This window comes from Microbacterium sp. NPDC055312, assembly GCF_053645675.1.
Window position 1 is genome coordinate 879076 of the sequence record NZ_JBSHMU010000001.1, and the last position, 17941, is coordinate 897016.

At 64.3% G+C, this 17941-nt stretch carries 13 protein-coding genes; 7 read left to right on the plus strand and 6 right to left on the minus strand.

Annotation, left to right across the window (positions count from 1 at the left end; all coding sequences use genetic code 11):
- The first annotated feature begins 82 nt into the window (after positions 1-82).
- The 3 genes from ACWIDW_RS04275 to ACWIDW_RS04285 all read left to right on the plus strand — a co-directional run bounded on the left by ACWIDW_RS04275 (position 83) and on the right by ACWIDW_RS04285 (position 4983).
- On the plus strand, positions 83-790 hold the full coding sequence (locus ACWIDW_RS04275; protein WP_454123195.1) for a Hachiman antiphage defense system protein HamA: 708 nt from the start codon (positions 83-85) through the stop codon (positions 788-790).
- On the plus strand, positions 774-4268 hold the full coding sequence (locus ACWIDW_RS04280) for a DEAD/DEAH box helicase (RefSeq protein ID WP_454123256.1): 3495 nt from the start codon (positions 774-776) through the stop codon (positions 4266-4268). Before ACWIDW_RS04275 ends, ACWIDW_RS04280 begins: the two co-directional genes overlap by 17 nt.
- A gap of 175 nt (positions 4269-4443) precedes the next feature.
- Positions 4444-4983 carry a hypothetical protein gene (locus ACWIDW_RS04285; protein WP_454123197.1) on the plus strand — a complete coding sequence of 180 codons (540 nt, stop codon included), beginning with the start codon at positions 4444-4446 and terminating at the stop codon, positions 4981-4983.
- Between the two features lie 71 nt (positions 4984-5054).
- Here the strand turns inward: ACWIDW_RS04285 and ACWIDW_RS04290 are convergent, their stop codons facing one another.
- The 3 genes from ACWIDW_RS04290 to ACWIDW_RS04300 form a co-directional block, all read right to left on the minus strand.
- On the minus strand, positions 5055-5438 hold the full coding sequence (locus ACWIDW_RS04290) for a sulfate permease (protein WP_454123198.1): 384 nt from the start codon (positions 5436-5438) through the stop codon (positions 5055-5057).
- A gap of 180 nt (positions 5439-5618) precedes the next feature.
- Complete coding sequence (mobF, locus tag ACWIDW_RS04295) at positions 5619-9134, minus strand: MobF family relaxase (RefSeq protein WP_454123258.1); 3516 nt, start codon at positions 9132-9134, stop codon at positions 5619-5621.
- Positions 9135-9209: 75 nt separating this feature from the next.
- Positions 9210-10037 (minus strand): zf-HC2 domain-containing protein, encoded by an 828-nt coding sequence (locus ACWIDW_RS04300; protein WP_454123199.1) that lies wholly within the window; start codon positions 10035-10037, stop codon positions 9210-9212.
- Positions 10038-10272: 235 nt separating this feature from the next.
- Between ACWIDW_RS04300 and ACWIDW_RS04305 the strand changes: the two genes are divergently transcribed.
- The gene (locus ACWIDW_RS04305; RefSeq protein ID WP_454123201.1) at positions 10273-11262 is read left to right on the plus strand and encodes a zinc-binding alcohol dehydrogenase family protein; all 990 of its coding nucleotides are present in this window, start codon (positions 10273-10275) and stop codon (positions 11260-11262) included.
- 237 nt (positions 11263-11499) lie between these two features.
- On the opposite strand, the gene lysS is transcribed toward ACWIDW_RS04305, so the two are convergent.
- Complete coding sequence (lysS, locus tag ACWIDW_RS04310; protein ID WP_454123203.1) at positions 11500-13017, minus strand: lysine--tRNA ligase; 1518 nt, start codon at positions 13015-13017, stop codon at positions 11500-11502.
- 318 nt (positions 13018-13335) lie between these two features.
- Between lysS and ACWIDW_RS04315 the strand changes: the two genes are divergently transcribed.
- The 3 genes from ACWIDW_RS04315 (at position 13336) to ACWIDW_RS04325 (ending at position 14854) form a co-directional block, all read left to right on the plus strand.
- On the plus strand, positions 13336-13719 hold the full coding sequence (locus ACWIDW_RS04315) for a thioredoxin family protein (RefSeq protein ID WP_454123205.1): 384 nt from the start codon (positions 13336-13338) through the stop codon (positions 13717-13719).
- 212 nt (positions 13720-13931) lie between these two features.
- On the plus strand, positions 13932-14429 hold the full coding sequence (locus tag ACWIDW_RS04320; RefSeq protein WP_454123207.1) for a hypothetical protein: 498 nt from the start codon (positions 13932-13934) through the stop codon (positions 14427-14429).
- Between the two features lie 62 nt (positions 14430-14491).
- Positions 14492-14854, plus strand: coding sequence for a hypothetical protein (locus tag ACWIDW_RS04325; RefSeq protein WP_454123209.1), 363 nt, complete (start codon positions 14492-14494; stop codon positions 14852-14854).
- 606 nt (positions 14855-15460) lie between these two features.
- Here ACWIDW_RS04325 and ACWIDW_RS04330 read toward each other — a convergent pair.
- Together ACWIDW_RS04330 and ACWIDW_RS04335 are read right to left on the minus strand one after the other, a co-directional pair.
- Positions 15461-17200 carry an FtsX-like permease family protein gene (locus tag ACWIDW_RS04330; RefSeq protein ID WP_454123211.1) on the minus strand — a complete coding sequence of 580 codons (1740 nt, stop codon included), beginning with the start codon at positions 17198-17200 and terminating at the stop codon, positions 15461-15463.
- A 112-nt stretch (positions 17201-17312) separates the two neighbouring features.
- Positions 17313-17846 carry an ABC transporter ATP-binding protein gene (locus ACWIDW_RS04335; RefSeq protein WP_454123212.1) on the minus strand — a complete coding sequence of 178 codons (534 nt, stop codon included), beginning with the start codon at positions 17844-17846 and terminating at the stop codon, positions 17313-17315.
- Positions 17847-17941: the final 95 nt, after the last annotated feature.

A 17941-nucleotide genomic window follows, 5' to 3' on the forward strand; every position in this document is an offset into this window, starting at 1 on the left:
TTGGAGGATTGTTCGGATGGCTCGGATTAAGACGTGGGTGACCACCACCCGGGAGGACGTCGGCTCTCACAAAGTTGTGCGGATGGTGCCGCCTGACGAGGCTGCGGTGAAGGCGGGGGTGACATGGGCCGCTGCTGCTGTGCCCCGTCACTACGTGTCTGCAGATGAGATCGCGACCGTGCTACGCGAGCTCGGCAAGCCGGAGGCGGCAGAGGTCCTCAACGGAAAGCTACCGGTCAGCAAGCGGACCCGGTCGGGCGAACTCGGGGAGATCCTCGGCACTCAGTACGTGGCGCGGGAGCTCGGCTACCGCATGATCGCGCGCCTGCGGTGGAAGGACAGCCGCGATATGCCGATGCGCGGCGACGATCTCCTCGGCGTTCGCATGGTGGACGACGACAAGCTCGAGTTCCTCAAGGGCGAGGCGAAGAGTCGCGCGAGTCTGTCGACTTCGACACTGGACGAGGCAGAAACAGCATTGCTGAGCGAACACGGTCTGCCGACACCCCACGCGCTCATGTTCGTCGCCGCGCGTCTACGCGAGATGGGCGAAACGAAGCTGCACGTGAAGATCCTCGCCGTCCAGCTTCGTGGACGCGTCCGTCCGGGCGATGTATTGCATCTGCTGTTCACGTTCTCCGGCAACAACCCTCTCAAATTGCTGCGGAGTCACACCAAGGCATATACGGGCAAGATCCGCCGCCTCGGTGTGGGGCTACAGGTCCCGGATCACCAGGCGTTCATCCGTCGAGTCTTCGAGAAGGTGATCCGTGATGCCCGGGCGCGTTGAGGATCTCGAAACCGCGATCGGTCGGGCAACGGCGGCGGGCTTCCGTGGGCGACTCCTGGCCCGCGGGGAAGCGCGCGCAATGATATGGCGCGATGGGGCTCTCCCGGAGGACGCTCCCCCATTTGACGTCCTTCTGAGCCACGATCTCCTCTCCTACGGTTACGCGCTTCTGGAGCACGGACTGGAACTGAGCGAACTGGAGGGATCTGCCGAAGTGTCCCGGCAGGCATTCGAGAACGCAGCGGCAGCGATCGAATCCGTAATCGCCCGAGGGGAGATAACGCCAGAACTGGGTTTTCATCGGGTGGTGGCCGCAGCTAGCTTTCATCTCGCCCGATTCTCAGCACGGGCCTATTCACTTCTGGCCGCGACGCGCAACGATCAGAATGTCTCCCCCACCGAGAGATGCTTGGTGCTGCTCATGCTCCGGGATCTGGACACCCTGACGAGGCTCGTCTCCGGAAGCCGCGCGGATGACAAGGCGGCGGATGCGAGCCTTGCCGAGGAGTTGCGCTCCACGCTCGACCCGGGTGACGGGAATGATGACCTTGAGGGCGGGGTCGATGTCCTGGATGTCGTCGATGCCGCGATGACCGACGCGTTCATGGGTGCGATCAGCGCGGCCATGCTGGCGTTCGAACGTGGCGAGCCCGCTCTCCTCACGGACGCCATTGCACGGCTCGAGGCGGGAATGCGCGGCGCGGCCGCCCTGAGCATGGTGCCGCAGTGGTGGTGTCATCGGCTGGCGATCCACCTGCTGCGGGGCCTGTGGGAGTCCAGCTTCCACGTGGTCCTGCCAGCAGGTCCTGGAAGCGGGAACGCAGGCGACTGGGATCGCCTGCGCGCCACATTCATCGCCTCGCTCTTCCGCCGACGACGCTCCGAGATCGACCTCTGGCCCTCCCAACTGGAAGCCGCGTCACGGGTGCTCAACACGCAAGACAACCTCGTGCTATCCCTGCCCACGAGCGCCGGCAAGACCCGCATCGCCGAACTGTGCATCCTCGCGACCCTCGCCGTAGGCAAACGAGTGGTGTTCGTCACCCCGCTCCGGGCGCTCTCCGCACAGACCGAGACCGCTCTGGAACGCACCTTCGTCCCTCTCGGCAAGACCATCTCATCCTTGTACGGCACCACCGGGGTCAGCGATGTCGACGAGAGCATCCTCAAGGAGCGCGACATTGTGGTCTCAACTCCCGAGAAGCTCGACTTCGCCCTCCGCAACGACCCGGATCTACTCAACGATGTCGGGCTGATCGTGCTCGACGAGGGACACATGATCGGAGCGAACGAGCGGGAAGTGCGGTACGAGATCCAGATCCAGCGACTCCTCCGCCGCCCCGACGCGAAGACTCGTCGCATCATCTGCCTCTCAGCGATCCTGCCCGAGGGCGACGAGGTGAAGGATTTCGTCGATTGGCTCACAGACGATGAACCCGACGGACTGATCAGCAGTGACTGGCGTCCCACCATCCTCCGATACGGGGAAGTCGTCTGGCGCGAAGACAACGCGAGGCTGAACATCACTGTCGGCGGTGAGGAACCTTATGTCCCCCGGTTCCTCACCGCGGAGACCGTCCCCAGCAAGCAACGCAAGCTCCCGTTCCCGAAAGACGCGCAAGAGCTGACGCTGGCCACCGCCTGGCGCCTGGTCGATGACGGCCAGACCGTCCTGGTGTTCTGCCCGCTGAAGACCTCTGTCAACGCCTTCGCCAAACTGATCGTCAAGCTGGCCCGGCAAGGCGCGCTCCACAGTGTCTTCGACGCCGACCCGACCGTCCTGAACACCGCACTCAGCATCGGCGAAGAATGGTTCGGAGCCGACCATCCTCTCCTTGCCTGCCTGCGCATGGGCGTCGCCATCCATCACGGCTCTCTGCCGGGTCCCTACCGCAGAGAAGTCGAGAAGCTTCTGCAACAGGGAGAGCTGAAGATCACGATCTCCTCCCCCACGCTGGCGCAAGGACTGAACCTCTCGGCGAGCTCGCTCGTGGTGCACAGTCTGTGGCGCAACCGGAAGATCATCGACGCCGCCGAGTTCCGCAATATCGTTGGCCGGGCAGGACGAGCATTCGTCGATTCGTCCGGACTCGTGGTGCATCCGATGTTCGAGCCCACCCGACGAGCAAGACAGAACTGGGAACAGCTCGTCGAAGATTCTCAGCTGCGGGACATGCAGAGCGGACTCGTCCGACTCCTGTCCACCATGCTCCAAAGGATGTCCGACAGTCTCGGCCAGGTCGACTGGGACGAGTTCACCGCGTACGTGACCGGGCTTGCCGACTGGTCCTTCCCAGTGATCGCCGCCGAGGACGAAGAGACCACGAGCGAAGCCCTGAAGTCCTGGCCGGGCCAGCTCGCAAGTCTGGATTGTGCGATCCTCGGCCTGCTCAGTGACTCGTCTGTCACGGAGCAGGATCTCGGCGCCGCGCTCGATGCAGTTCTCGCTTCATCGCTATGGGCACGGACGATCGCTCGCTCCCAGGAACCCGTGCGCAACGCCCTACGAACAGGTCTCGTAGCCCGAGCTGGAGTTATCTGGCGGAGCACCACACCGGATCAGCGGCGCGGCTATTACCTGGCCGGCGTTGGCCTCGCGACCGGCCGGGAACTCGATTCGAACGCTGAGCAACTCAACCGTCACCTGCAAATCGCCGAAGCGTCCATACAACTCGGTATGGACGACGAAGCGGTCGACGCGATCACCCGTTTCGGCAGGATCGTGCTGGATATCTTCCCATTCACTCCGAAGTCTCGACCAGACAACTGGGAGGACATCCTGGTCGGATGGCTGCAAGGGCGCCCAGTCGCAGAGATCGCGGCCGACGACAGCCTTGAAACGGCTGAATTCATCGAAGACACCCTGGCGTATCGTCTCCCGTGGGCACTCGAGGCCGTCCGTGTCCGAGCTGCAGCACACCCCAACCCCGACGCATTCCCCTGGGACCTATCCAGTCCCGAGACCGGACTGAGCGTCGCTGCTGTAGAAGCCGGCACCCTCAACAGGGCCGCGTCGACACTGATGCGAGCAGGCTTCGCCTCCCGGTCGGGATCGCTCGCCGCGGCAGAGTCAACCGAAGCCGCATTCACAACCCCCGGCGGCCTACACGAGTGGATGATCTCCGAGGCAACACAAGCCGCGGCGAGGGACGCCTCGTGGCCCACACCGACCACCCGCGAGTTGTGGATGAGCTTCGCCACTCGGACTGTCGCCCTCCGACAGCGAACGTGGGTTCACGAAGTGCACAAGGCGTCGGCGAGTTGGAATTCTGGCTATCAGCCCAGCGCCGATGAGCCATACCGAGCGATCTCCCAATCCGACGAGACAACCGTGCTCGAGGCAGCAGATGCCCGGCAAGTCGGAGTGCTGACAGCGCACCTGAATCCGCGTCGTCAGGGACTACTGAAAGTCACCGCGATCGGGGTGGGAGGCTTCGTCGAGCTGGACTACCGGGGGCCGTCCGACCTATTTGCGTGAACATTCGTCGCACCTGCCACTCCAGACCGCGTCGCCCTCGTACCTTCTGGCTATGGATCAGTCGCTGCCCGGTGGGCCCCAAGACGAGCAGGATCGCGGGATGTACGAGATTCATCCGCATGATCTGGCAAGAGGAGCCCTCATACGTGGCCGGGTTGCGGACCAGGCCCCGCCGATGAGGTGGGAAGACCTGTCGGCTCGTGCCGGGCGCAACGACAAGCCCGCGCTCCTGCTGACCGCGATCGCGATGGACCGACTGACGGACCCGCAGCAGATACGGTTCGGCCTGGAGGATGCGTGGACGACGTGCGAATGGCCAGGTCGCGCGGCCGACTACGACGTGTGGCTGTATGCCTTCGAGCTCGCCGGTGCCGACGACCACTACCTTCACGAGCATGAGCTGCGGGAGCGTTCCACGCTGCCCGAGCAGTTGACCGTATATCGGGCCGCGACCGAGGGGCACGAGCTGGGTATGTCGTGGACAACGAGCTTCGAACGCGCACACTGGTTCGCCACGCGGGTGGGCGCCGTCGCCGGGCACCGGCATCAGATCTTCGAGATGGACGTCCCCCGCGATCGAGTGCTCGCGCACTTCAACGACACCCGCGGCGAGAGCGAGTACGTCATCGACACGACCGACCTCGCCCTCGACGAGCTCGAGATCGTCCGACCGGAGGAGTGGGAGTACCGCCTGGAGCAGGACCGCGACGCGTAGGGCCGCACCCGCACCGACGTCACCTCAACGGTCGAAGCGGTGCGGTCCTCGGCTTCGTGCCGTTTGAGCGCCTAGCGGAGCACCTCGTCCGGCTGGGCCTGCGATCGCTGCGCAGCGTGGCGCTGCTCACGACGGGACCGAACCGCAGCCGCTGCGCGACGGGGTGCGTGAGTGAGAGCTCTGAGCCCTTCGACGGGGAGGAAGAAGAGGAATTTTCCCGCGTTCCACAGGAACAGGAAGAACAGCAGGTACAGCCACTCCGGCCAGCCCTGACCGATCACGGCCGTGACCACCCATGCGCCCGCGAGGTACGCGACACCGATGGGCACGAGGAGGGCGACGGTGCCGGACCAGAGACGGTTGCGGAACCAGTCAAGAAGGATGTTGGTGGGCGCCCAGGTCCGCAGGAAACGCCGGGTGCGGATGCTCAGGCTCCAGAGCAAGTGGATCAGCATGGGTCCTCATTTCAGGTACAACCGATATCGGTGTGCGGCGAGGCCCAAAATGCGCGATCCTTCCCCCTCCCGAAGAGGGGGCCCTGCCTCATCCGATCCGAAGATCCGACTCAGCCCAACTATCTTCCTGCCGCTACGGCAAGGATACGCCGGGCCGGTGGCGATCGGTAGTCCCAGTGGTCACAGGCTGCGGCCGGTCGCCTCACGAGACGGCGGCGGCGCGGGACTTGTGGCTGTGGCTGTCTGGTCGCGCAGCCCAGCGGCGGCGGCGCGGGCGCGTTCGTAGTCGATGCGCTGCGCATCGCGGTCCGGGATCGGGCCGAGCGCATCACCGGCCGTGGTGATGCCATAGCGATCCCGGTAGGCCACAACGACGGCCAGTAGTCGGGTCTGATCCGCTACCACGCCCGGGTCGGTCGGCGCCGAGCCGAGCTTCAACACCCACGGTTCCGGTGCGCTGAGTGCTTGGAGAGCGAGGGTGCGGGCACGCGCGGTGATCAGTTCCTCGCGTTCGGTGAGGGCTTGCTGCATCTGCGGATCCATCGCCCCGACGGCTCTGGGGATGAGGCCCGTGATGAACTGGCGGCGCCGGGCCGGCGGGGTGTAGCGGGAGGCGACGGCCTGGACGCGGTAGCGCAGCAGCGTGCCAAGGTCTTCGACATCTGCCATGCCACCGGCTTGGATGACGCGAGGCAGGAGCGTGTCGATGTCGTGCCCTTCGGCTTCCAGCCGGCGCAGTTCGGCCGCGAGGATCCCGTAGGCATCGGTGTCGATGAGGTCGTCGATGGTGGTCTCGTCGAGCCCGCCCTGCTGCAGCAGTGCCAGCCAGCGGTCGTGCTGCGCGGCCTGTGCGATCGTGTCGTACTCGCCCGCCAGCTGCGCGATCGATGCCCACTCCTCCTGCTCCGCAGTGATGGTCTCACGCGCGGAGAGTTCGGCTCCGGTGTGTTGCAAGATGCCATACAGGATGGAGCGGGACGTGTTCTGCAAGTCGTCGCGGTGCTGATGCACTTCGAGGTGGTGCTCGTCGGTCGCGACGTAGGCGGTGTTCGCTTCCCGGCCGCGGGTCATCGCGACGTAGAGCGCTTCCCGGGTCATCTCCGGAGGAACAACGGCGTGGGCGGTGTCAACGGTGGCGCCTTGGGCGCGATGGGCGGTGATCGCATACCCGAGGTCGACATTCTTGGCGACATAGTCCGCAGGGAGGGTGATCGCAGTCCGCCACCGCGATCGCTCTCGTCGCACGGTGAGGGACCCGTCGTCGTGGGCGGCGGTGACGAGCCATCGGTCGTTGTTCTTGACCCATGTCCGGCCGAGGGCGAGGCGGCGGTCGTTATGTCGGGTGATAATCACGTCACCTCGGGATGCTCGGGTACCGTCGCGCAGCCGGACGCCGCCCTCGTCGACCTCTCTCATGAGGATCCGGTCGCCGCGGGCACGGTCGTTCAGCTCGGTGACGGTGTCCGTCGTCTCGGCGATGAGCACCGACACCTTTCCGCCGGTACGGTCGGCGAGCCATGCCCGGTAGGCGGTGTCGAGGATCTGTTCGTGGGCGCCATCGACGACACGTTCTTGCGCGATATAGGTGTCGATCGCGTCGGTATCGCCGAGGCGGAGCTGGAGGGAAGCCTGCTTCTCCCAGTCGTTGCGGAACCGCCTCACGTCCAGTAATTCCGGGGCGTCGTCCCGGTCGCGGACAAGCAGCCCGAACGCGCCACCGGCGTCGACTGCTTGCAGCTGCGCGTGGTCGCCGACCAGCAGGACCTTCGCTCCCACGTCAACGGCGTGCGCCGTGATCCGGTCCAGCGCGAAGGTGCCCGCGAGGGAGGCCTCGTCGATGATGACGAGTTGGCGTGCCTTCAGATCCCAGTTGCCCTGCCGGTGCTCATAGATCCACTTCGCGGTATTCTCCGTCGTGATCCCGAGCTCTTCCCCGAGGACCGCCGCCGCCGCGGCAGACGGAGCCAGTCCGACCACGGACCCTTTCCCATACCGCTTCTCCCACGCCCGACGCAGCGCTTTCATCGTCGTGGTCTTGCCCGCCCCGGCGGGCCCGACCAGGACGTCCAACCTCCGGCCGGACACTGCGATCCTCCCGATCGCGTCGGCCTGGTCTGCGCCGAGCAGACGATTGTTGCCCCGTCGGGCTCCTGCGGCGGCAGTGATCATCGCGAGCGGGACGGTCGGGGCATCGCGCTGCTGCGCGGCGGCACGGAGACGATCTTCGGCAGCGAGGACACTCTCGGACGAATACACCGCGGATGCCTTCGGGCGGAACACGCTCGTTCTGTCCGTGCGGCGCTGGAACACGGTGGGACTGCTCGCCAGCTCCGGCGGTGTGAGCCGCAGGGAGGCGGTCTCAGCCGCGTCGACGATCAGCCCGACGACGGCTTCACGGTCGGTGGTGGACGCGAATCGGTGCGGCATGGTCTGGCGGACTGCCTCGGCGTGAAGATTCCACCGCCGCCACGTCGAGCGTCGGTCGGCGACGTTCGCGACGACGACGTCTGCGATCTGCTGGATCTCGTCGAGTGGGAGATCATCGGCGCGCAGCAATGCCTCGTCCGTGCCCGCCTGGACGAGCTCACGCGCCCACCCGGTGGCGTCACGGCCGAGGAAGGCGGACGCCCGCCGCCGCCACCCAGAGGTGAGGTCGCTGAGCGAGTGCAATTCTTTCGCGGGACGAGTCTCGAGAGTCGCTTGCTGGCGGATGTGCCATAGCCGGGACCGGGAAGGCTGACGGCCGTGCTTGGCGACGTACCCATCGACGAGACGGTCCTTGACCCGTTCGATGTCACGAGTGCGGGAAGAGAACTCGTCCATCAACTCCTGCGGCACTCCGGCGATCTCCCACACCGTCATCCTGCCCGCACCGCGTTCGCGCCCTTCCCACGACACGCGAACCCCGCGCGCGAGATGATCCGACAAAACAGCGTTGTAGTACTCGGACAAGCCAGTGACCGCGGAGTGCAGGGCGCGGGAGTCGAGGGTTCGCCACTTCCCATCGTCGGCGGCCTGCACACGATTCGCGACGACAACGTGGGTGTGGAGCTGCGGATCCAACGCCCGGGAATCGTAGTGATCGTAGGCGGTCGCGATCACGCCCTGAACGTCGACCTGGGCGACCGCGCCGCGTGGCCCTTTTGCGCCTACCCGGGTCATCGCGACATCGCGCTCCAACAGCGCAATCACATCGTGCATCGCAGCGTGGTGCGCATGGGAAATGAGCGCCTGGGTGCCACCGTCGGCCACAGCCCACAGGGTGGAGACGGACTTTGGTGCGGAGAACGTGAGATCGAAGCCCGCCACTGGCGCACCGGTTGGCTTCCCCACTTCTTCAGCCTCGATCAGCGCAACCTGAGCGGCGCGCTCCTCGTCGGTAAGCGTGTCAGAGAACTTCTCAACGCGCCGCTTGACTCGTTCCGTTGCAGTCGCAAATTTCCGGTACGGACGACCCAACGGCTCACCAGAGTTCGGGTCCAGCCCGAACCCCATCAACCGCCGCAATTGCTCCTCACTCACCGCTCTACCCGTGGCCACGCCGCCTGAGAGTCCGATTAGCCCGGATCCTGTCCATATGCCCGGCGGTGTGCCCGACTCCAAGTAGTAGCGCGTCAGCGCTGACGCCGCATCACGGTCACCATCACCGATCACGACAGAGTTCAACAGATACCGGTACCCACCGCCGGCCGTCATCACCCTGATCGACACCGTCACACCCGTCAGGTGCGCTCCCCGCGTGCTGGTAGCCGGTAGCTGACCCGTGCTTGCTCAGGTGTCGGTGACCAAATAGCCGTCCAGAGAACCACGGAGGTGGTTGCGGGCCGCGTTCAGCGCACGGCGGAGATCGACGACCCCGACGCCGAGGGTCGTCGCTGCGCGCTCACTGCTGACACCTTCGAAGTCCACCAAACTGACCGTCGTAGCCTGCAGTGGGCTCAGGTCGCCAAGCGCATCGTCGACGACGCCGTACAACTCGGTGGTTGTCAGATCCGTTTCCGGGCTGAGGATCCGGTTTTGATCGGGCCACGCGTTGGGCTGGTCGATCCACGCCCCAGCGTCGGGGCCCTCGCCGTAGAACGCGGGGTAAAACAACTCGGCCTCGTCGGCATCGGCATCAAGTTGCTCGACGGTTGCATCTGCGCCGCCGTCGTGATCGTTCCAGGACCGTACTTCGGGGTCACTATCGCCTTGGACTAGCAGTAACTGGGTCAGGCGTTCGCGGGTGAACGCTTCCGGACCCTCGTTCAGGGCGCGCAGCCACGTGGACTGGATCGCGTCTTGAGGCGCCTCGGGCCGGAAGGCCCGAGCGAGCCTGAGCAGGTACCCGGTGTGGTCAGCTGCAGCCTGAGCTGCCACATCAGCCAGAGATTCGTTGGCAGACGTTTCGGCGAGTACACGCCGTATTTCGTCAGGCACCACGACATCTGGTCGTTCGGCCAGAATCTTGATGGTGGTCCGCAGTTGGGCGAGGTGCTGCGGGCAGGCGTCGCAGCCTTCCAGGTGTGCGTCAACCTCTGCCCGTTCCTCGGGGTGGAGTACGCCGTCGAGATAGTCCGAGGCGATCGAGACGATCCGGGAACATGTCATTGTGGCCATTGCTCAAGACTAGTTGGAGAAGCCTGCAATTTTGGACTTTGTGGACCAGTTTTGAGGTGGTCTGCAAGACCCGGTCGGACGTCTCAATCGAGAGATTCGAAAAAGCAGGACCGGAGATCAGATCTCAATTGCAGCCGCTACTAGGAGAACCCGCTCTCATGTAAACCCGAGGCGATTCAGAAAGCGAAACACCGTGAATCAGCAATCCTCTACCACCCCCGACCTTCCTTCTCGGATGTCTGCGCTCATCGTCTCGCACGGCCCTATCGCGGCTGACTCTGCCTTTACAGAGGTCGAACGATCCCTTCCGCTGATCCGTCCCCGTGACCTCCTCGTGCGAGTCGAGGCCGTCTCCGTGAATCCCGTCGACACTAAGCGACGTGCCGGACTGCCTGCTGGCCAGACCGGGCTGTTCGGATTCGACGCGGCCGGCACGGTCGTCGCGATGGGCTCCGATGTAATTGGTTTTGCGGTCGGAGACGACGTTTACTACGCCGGCGACATTACTCGCGACGGCACGGACGCCGACTACCACGCTGTCGACGAGCGGATCGTCGGGCACAAGCCCGTCACTCTTGACTTCGCGGCGTCGGCAGCCCTCCCCCTCACGACCATCACGGCCTGGGAATCCCTCTTCGACAAGTTACGCCTCGACCAATCAAGCGCGGGGGTCCTCCTCGTGGTCAGCGGCGCTGGCGGAGTCGGATCGATTCTGACACAGCTCGCGCGACAGCTCACCGGCGTGACCATAGTGGCGACTGCGTCCCGCCCGGAATCCATCGAGTACGCGACGTTGATGGGCGCTCACCACGTCGTCGACCACTCCACCGATCTCGCCGCGGCGGTGCGCGAAGTCGCACCTGACGGAGTTCGCTGGATATTCTCGCCGCAGACCGCTCGCCACTTCGATGCCTACGTGGACCTGCTGGTCCCCTTCGGCGAACTCGCCACGATTGACAGCTCGTCGCAGATTGCGAGCTCGAAGCTCGTACAAACCAGCATCACCTGGCACCAAGAGTGGATGTTCACCCGGTCCAAGTTCGAGACGCCCGATATGGGCGAGCAGGGAAAACTCTTGGAAGCCGTAGCTCGTCTGGTTGACGACGGTCGCATAGTCAGCACCCTTACGAGCCGATTCGACGGCTTTACGCCCGAGAATCTGCGCCGAGCCCACGAACTAGTGGAGTCTGGCCACAGCGTCGGCAAGGTTGTCGTCACGCGATAGGTGAACGTCCTCGAGACCTCGTGATCGCCAGACTTGACCATGATTCGGTAACGGTGAACTTGCCGGACTACTGGCGTCGCTTGCTGGCACTTGAGCCCTGCAAGCCAGAGCTCAAGAGGGCCGCCTGATGCATGCGCGCAGGGCGGGATCAGACCCGTGACGCGAACGCCACCCGCGTCCACCGGAATCGAGTACACACGTCAACCATGCGTCGCGCCCGCGGCGCAGGCGTGCGCTCTACTTGACGAGTGGAAAGAGGACTGTGTCGCGGATGCCAAGCCCGGTGATCGCGATGAGCAGCCGGTCGATCCCCATCCCCATCCCGCCTGTCGGCGGCATCCCATACTCCAGTGCCCGCAGGAACTCCTCGTCAATCAGCATCGCTTCGGCATCACCACGCGCAGAGAGCTTGGCCTGCTCGACTAAGCGCTCACGCTGGATGACCGGGTCGACGAGCTCGGAATAGCCCGTCGCGAGCTCAAAGCCTCGCACATACAGGTCCCACTTCTCGACGACGCCTGCGATCGAGCGGTGCTCACGCACGAGCGGGCTTGTATCGATCGGGAAGTCCATCACAAACGTGGGCCGCTCGAGGTTGCCCTTGACGAAGTACTCCCACAACTCCTCGACGAGCTTGCCATGGATGACGTGCGCCGGCTCCTCGACGCCTTCGACCGCGGCGAGGGCACGTAGCTCGGCGAGCGACGTATCGGGCGTAATCTCACGGCCGGCGGCCTGCGAGAGCGACTCATACATTGAGACGCGATCCCATTCACCTCCGAGGTAGAACTCCGTGCCGTCCGTCCATGTCACAGTCGTCGAACCCGCGACTGCGATCGCGGCGTTCTGGATCAGCTCTTGGGTAAGGTCGGCGATGCTCTGGTAGTCGCTATAGGCCTCGTACGCCTCAAGCATCGCGAACTCGGGGCTGTGCGTCGAGTCGGCGCCCTCATTGCGAAAGTTACGGTTGATCTCGAACACCCGGTCGATGCCCCCGACGACAGCGCGCTTCAGGAACAGCTCCGGGGAGATACGCAGGTAGAGGTCGGTGTCGAATGCGTTCGAGCGCGTTACAAACGGGCGGGCGCTGGCGCCACCCGGCTGCACCTGCAGCATGGGTGTCTCAACCTCGAGATACCCGCGGTCGGCGAGGGTGGTGCGCAGGCTCGAGTTGACCATGGCGCGGGCTACCACGGTCACGCGCGCCTGATCGCGCACGATGAGATCCAGATAGCGACTACGCACCCGACTCTCCTCGCTGAGCTCCGAGTACATGTTCGGCAGCGGAAGGATCGCCTTCGCCGCGATGCGCCACTCCGACACCATGATCGACAGCTCGCCGCGGCGGCTCGAGAGGACCCGACCCGACACGAAGACATGGTCGCCGAGATCGACGAGCTCCTTCCACGCCTGCAGCGACTTCTCGCCGACGACCGCGAGCGACACCATCGCCTGAATGCGGCTGCCGTCACCGGACTGCAGGGTCGCAAAGCACAGCTTGCCCGTGTTGCGACTGAAAACAATACGGCCAGAGACGGCGGCGGTCACCCCCGTCTCTGCACCGGCCTCAAGAGCTCCAAACCGCGCACGCAGTTCGGGAATCGTGTCGGTGACCGGAACGTTCACCGGGTAAGCGCCTCCTGCGGCATCCGTCCGGACAGCGATCAGCCGCTCCCGCTTCGCCAGCCGGACCGCTTTCTGATCAAAGACCTCGCCGCCCGGGGCCTCGACGGCAGCCTCTGATGACCCCGGCATCAACCACGCCCAGCAAAGTAGCCGCCACGTCTGACGGCGCCGCACATCACTCTCAGGCTGCGACCCCTGCCCGTCCGCGCGAGAAACGGCGTGTGCGTCGTGTCGGGCACAAGGCCGTCGATGTGTGTGGGAGCTAGAGGCGACGTCATGATGCCATTATCGATCAGGAGAGAGATCCCAAAGAATCCGCACTGGCCCCATAGGTCCATTAGTGTGCTGGCATTCCCCATTTTCAGCTGCGGATCGGCGTATGATCGACGAAGATTGAAAACGGACCATCAGGTCCAGTCATGTTTGAGTCACGCGAGAGGTTAGAAGATGGCGACGATCGAAGTTACGGACGAGAACTTTCAGGAGATCACAGGACGCGACGGGATCGTCATCCTTGACTTCTGGGCGACCTGGTGCGGGGCGTGCAAGGCGTTCGCGCCTGTGTACGAGGCATCTTCTGAGGAGCATCCGGACATTGTGTTCGGCAAGGTAGACACGGAGGCCGCTACCCAGCTCTCCCAGGTCACCGGAATCCGTGCGCTGCCCACCGTGGCGGTCTACCGTGACTCGATCCGGGTGTTCTTCCAGGCAGGCGCACTGCCGAAGCCGGCATTGGAGGACCTGATCGCTCAGGTTCGAGCGCTGGACATGGACCACGTCCGGGCCGAGCTCGACAGCCACGCGCACGAGCCTGGTCACGTTCACTCGTAGTCGCTGCAGTGGATCGCGAACCGCATGCGGGCTGACGGCCATGGTCGCCAATCGCGCGGGAAGGCGTGACGCAGTGACCCAAGATTCTTTGCGAAGGTTGACGATGCATGCTGGCGGAAGTGCAGGACTGAGCGGCGTACTGTCTGCTGCAACTAAGTTCTCGCGCAGCAATTTTGCGTTGGCGTGGCCGATGACTCAGATCGGATCTCGCGATGTCTGAGATGAGCTCGATCCGGATCGGGGACGACGCTGCCCTCCTTGCACTGGTCCCGTTGGCGTCCGACATGCCCACAGCCAAGGACCAGCGGCTGGTGCTGGCCGCGTACCGAATCAGAGGAATGCTTGGCTTTCGATCCCGGAGGTCCGAGGTCGCTCGGATCCGCCAGGAAGTCACTGCTGCCCTACACCAGGTTATGCCCCGGACGGTTGTGATGGCGTTCGAAGGCGCCGACGGCGCTTCTCGACGACGTGTCGACCGCATCGCGAGACACGTCACTCGCGACATCAGCGGGACGGCAACCAACGCTGTCGGTTCCGACACAACAGTGATCGGTCTTGTCATCATGTCGCAGCGGGAGCGAGATCTCGCCGCAACGTGCGTGCGACATGTCGCAGTGGAGCCGCCGGAGAGGGGCGACGGGCTCGTCTTCCACGCTGCCGACCTGCGCCGCGCGAACATCTACCAGCTCATCGAGGAGGCAGTCGTCTGATGACAACCGCATGCGACCCCGCAAGCGCGGTCGCATGCCGCAGACCATGGGAGGAACCAACCATGAAGGATGAGGACACCGTCTCACCGAAGGAGATCCCCTACGCGGTGACCAGGGGGCCACTCCACTACGAAGACGGATCGACGCAGACATTTGATGCCGCTGGCGGGACCACATATGTCGAGAGAGGCCGACCGACTAAAGGAGAGTGGCACGTCGATTCCGAGGGACGCTTCTGCTCCTACTGGCCGCCGAGCTATCGAGCCTGCTATGAGTTGCGGTGGATCGTTGAAGACCATCACGTGGCCGGGCTCAGTTTCCGCAACGGTCACGACGTTGCCAACGGACGCTACGAGGCGCCTATGCTCGACGAGCTCTTCATGAACGAGCTAAACGTCTGGACCGACGACGGAGGAGCTCACTGAGTCGCCCCGGTCTGAAAGCGGTCAGCCGAGCATGATGCATCGAAGTAGCGCCCGAACGTGTAAGAAGATGCGGCAGATCCTTACACGTCATCTCGATCTGTAAAGACTTCTGCGTAGAGCCATGGCCGGACGGGCAGTCTCGCGATCTCGGCGAGGCTGCGAGACACACCGTCACCCTTAGTGTGCCTGCCTCGAACTCCGAGCGGCCGGTCGACGCCCAGTTCCTGACCAGAACCGGTGAAAAGAGCGCCAGCGCTTGTGCGAGTTCGGTCGCGTCCTCCCCAGCGAAGAACCGACCGACCACTGCGAGCTTGAACTCGAACGAGTAGGACGTCTTCGCGGGTTTCATTGCCACTGCTCCTCGACCGTTGATCTGCCAGCACTGATACAGGCGCTTGATCGGCCACCGCGACATGCCTAACTTCGTCGCGACAGCTTTGTCGCCAATCGCGCTCGAACCACGCTGCCGCCGCCTCGCGCTGCTGAACCGACAACGAACTTCTTACGCACATACAACTGCTCCTCGGGAGTTGAACTGAATTTCTCAGTCCAACTCCCGAGGAGCAGTTCAGTAGGCCAGGGGCTTTCGTGTTGGATCAGTTTCGGTCATGCCCGGCCTCGAGTCCCCACCATTGCGGGCACGAGCATCCCCACTGTTGCGATCAGCACGACTGCGCCAGCTAGTGTTCCGTACACTGGCCAGTCGATCGCCAACGAGAAGATGCCGAGCATGCCGTAGGCCACGCCCACAAGTGCCGGAACCACGGAGAGAGTGCCGATCACCAAGGCCGTGGCCATGACGAACACTGACTCAATCGAGATCATCCCGGTCAGCTGACTGCGGGTCGTGCCGATACGGCGCAGGAGGGCGAACTCTGGCCTACGCGCGCTGGTGAGCATCACGAGGGTGTTTGCCGCAGCGGTCGCGATGAAGAAGATGAGCACGAACAACAGGATCGCCCCCAGTTGCTGCTGCGATGCCGCTCCCTTTACGATTTCATCCACGTAATCGTCGACAGACACCGCCTGCAATCCGAGCGAGGACACATCTGCCGACCCCAGCGCGAACACCTGATCAGCGACCGCCGGCCTATTGGGGCCGGGCACGGACGACTCGCTGATGATGTAGTCGCCGAATCCCAGACCGCGGTCATAGACGGCCACGATTGTCCGCGACATCTCGGCGCCTCCATCGAAGCGCAGTTGCACGGTGTCGCCGACGCCCTTACCTGTGCCGAACTGGCTGTCGCCGCTCACGGCGATCGTGTTGGCAGCGGTGAGATCGTCCAGCGAGCCGGCCGTGACACCGACATCGATCAGTCGCGAAGTGCTGCCGGTCACGGCGCGCAGGCCAGTCTGCTCCCACGAGAGAGAATCAGGTGCGTTGCCGCCCTCAAGCTTCACCTCCGCGAGGACCGTCGAACTGGCAACCACTGCGTCGATACCCGGAGTGGATGCGACGGCCTCTGCCTGCTCGGCTGTTACGCCGTCGGGCGAAGTGATGATGATGACATCCGACCCCAGACCGGCACGCAACTGCATACCCGCGGCATCCACCACAGTGCCGTTCACCCCTGTCTGCACAGTGCCGAGCGCCATGAAGAGGGCGAGCGGGATGATCGCTGCCGTGAGTCGACGCGAGAAACCGCGACTATTCACGAGCGCGAGCATGGCCGCCGCGTTGCTCGACGAGCGTGTGGCGCGCGCTGCCCGTCGGGCGATCGCGCCGACAATTGCCGGACCTGCCAGCGCGGCGGCGGCGAGCATCAGGAATGCGGATATCGCTCCGGCAGCACTACCCAGCGTGCCCGGCACAACGAACGGCGTACCCGCAACGACGAGACCGCACGCGAGAAGCGTGAGCGCCGTGATCCGCCGTGCGGCAGAAAGATCGGATGACTCAGCCGAACCACCGCGAACGGCCTCGGTCGGGCTAACCCTCGTTGTCTTGCGGGTCGCGAGCCGTCCTGCGATCAGCGCGGTCGGAAACAGCAGCAGTAGCGCACCGATCACGGGAAGTGGCGAGATCACCAGATCGAGCCCGCCCGCCACGACACCCCCAGACACCAATGCTGGCATGAGCAGATTCGCAGCAAACAGTCCCGGGATGGCGCCGAGTGGCGCCGCGAGCGCGAACACGATGACGACCTCCGCCGTGACCATCGAGCGCACCTGCCGCGGGGTGGCACCCACGGCGCGGAGAAGTGCAAATTGAGCGGTCCGCTGTCGCAACGCCGAGGCGAAGGTGGAGGCGACGACGAGGAGAACAACGAGGATCGCCGTGCCCGCGAACGAGGCGGCCGCAGTAGTGAGCAGAGGGGCGTCGCCGCGAAGGCCGGTCTCCATGAGCACACCATTCGCTGTGAGCAGAGCGGCGGCCGAGACCACAATAAGGAAGCTACCGACGAGGCTTGCACGATAAGCGCGTACTGCTGAGCGGGCGAAGGACCACATGGTGCTATCGCCCCAGGTCGACGAGACGGGCGGCGATCTGACTCGAGGTTGGCGCCACGAGCTTGCCAGCGAGTCGTCCGTCAGCCAGGAAAAGCACTTCATCCGCGGTGGCGGCGACATGCGGGTCGTGGGTAACCAGAACCAGCGTCTGCATGAACCGTTTGGCCGCACCGCGCAGCACCTCGAGCACTTGATCGCCAGTGCGGCGGTCGAGCGCACCGGTCGGCTCGTCGGCGAAGACGACGGTCGGCCTCGTGATGAGCGCGCGAGCGATAGCAACCCGCTGAGCCTGGCCTCCCGACAACTCGCTCGGCATCCGCTCAGTCATGCCGCTCAGCCCGACGGAGTCGATGAGAGTCTGCTGCCACTGCACGTCGGGGCGTCGTCCATCGAGCAGCATCGGCAGCTGGATATTCTCACCGACGGTCAGGTGGCCAATGAGGTTGTAAGACTGGAACACGAAGCCGACGTGGCGCCGGCGGAACCGCGTGACAGCATCTAGGGAGAGCTCGGTGATGTCGGTATCGCCGATGAACACTGTCGGCGGCGCTCGAAAACTGAACGGTTTCGGCGTTCGAATTGTGAACGGTTGCTGGCAGTTTAGTCAGCTGGGTCGGTGATGTCGGTGCGGGT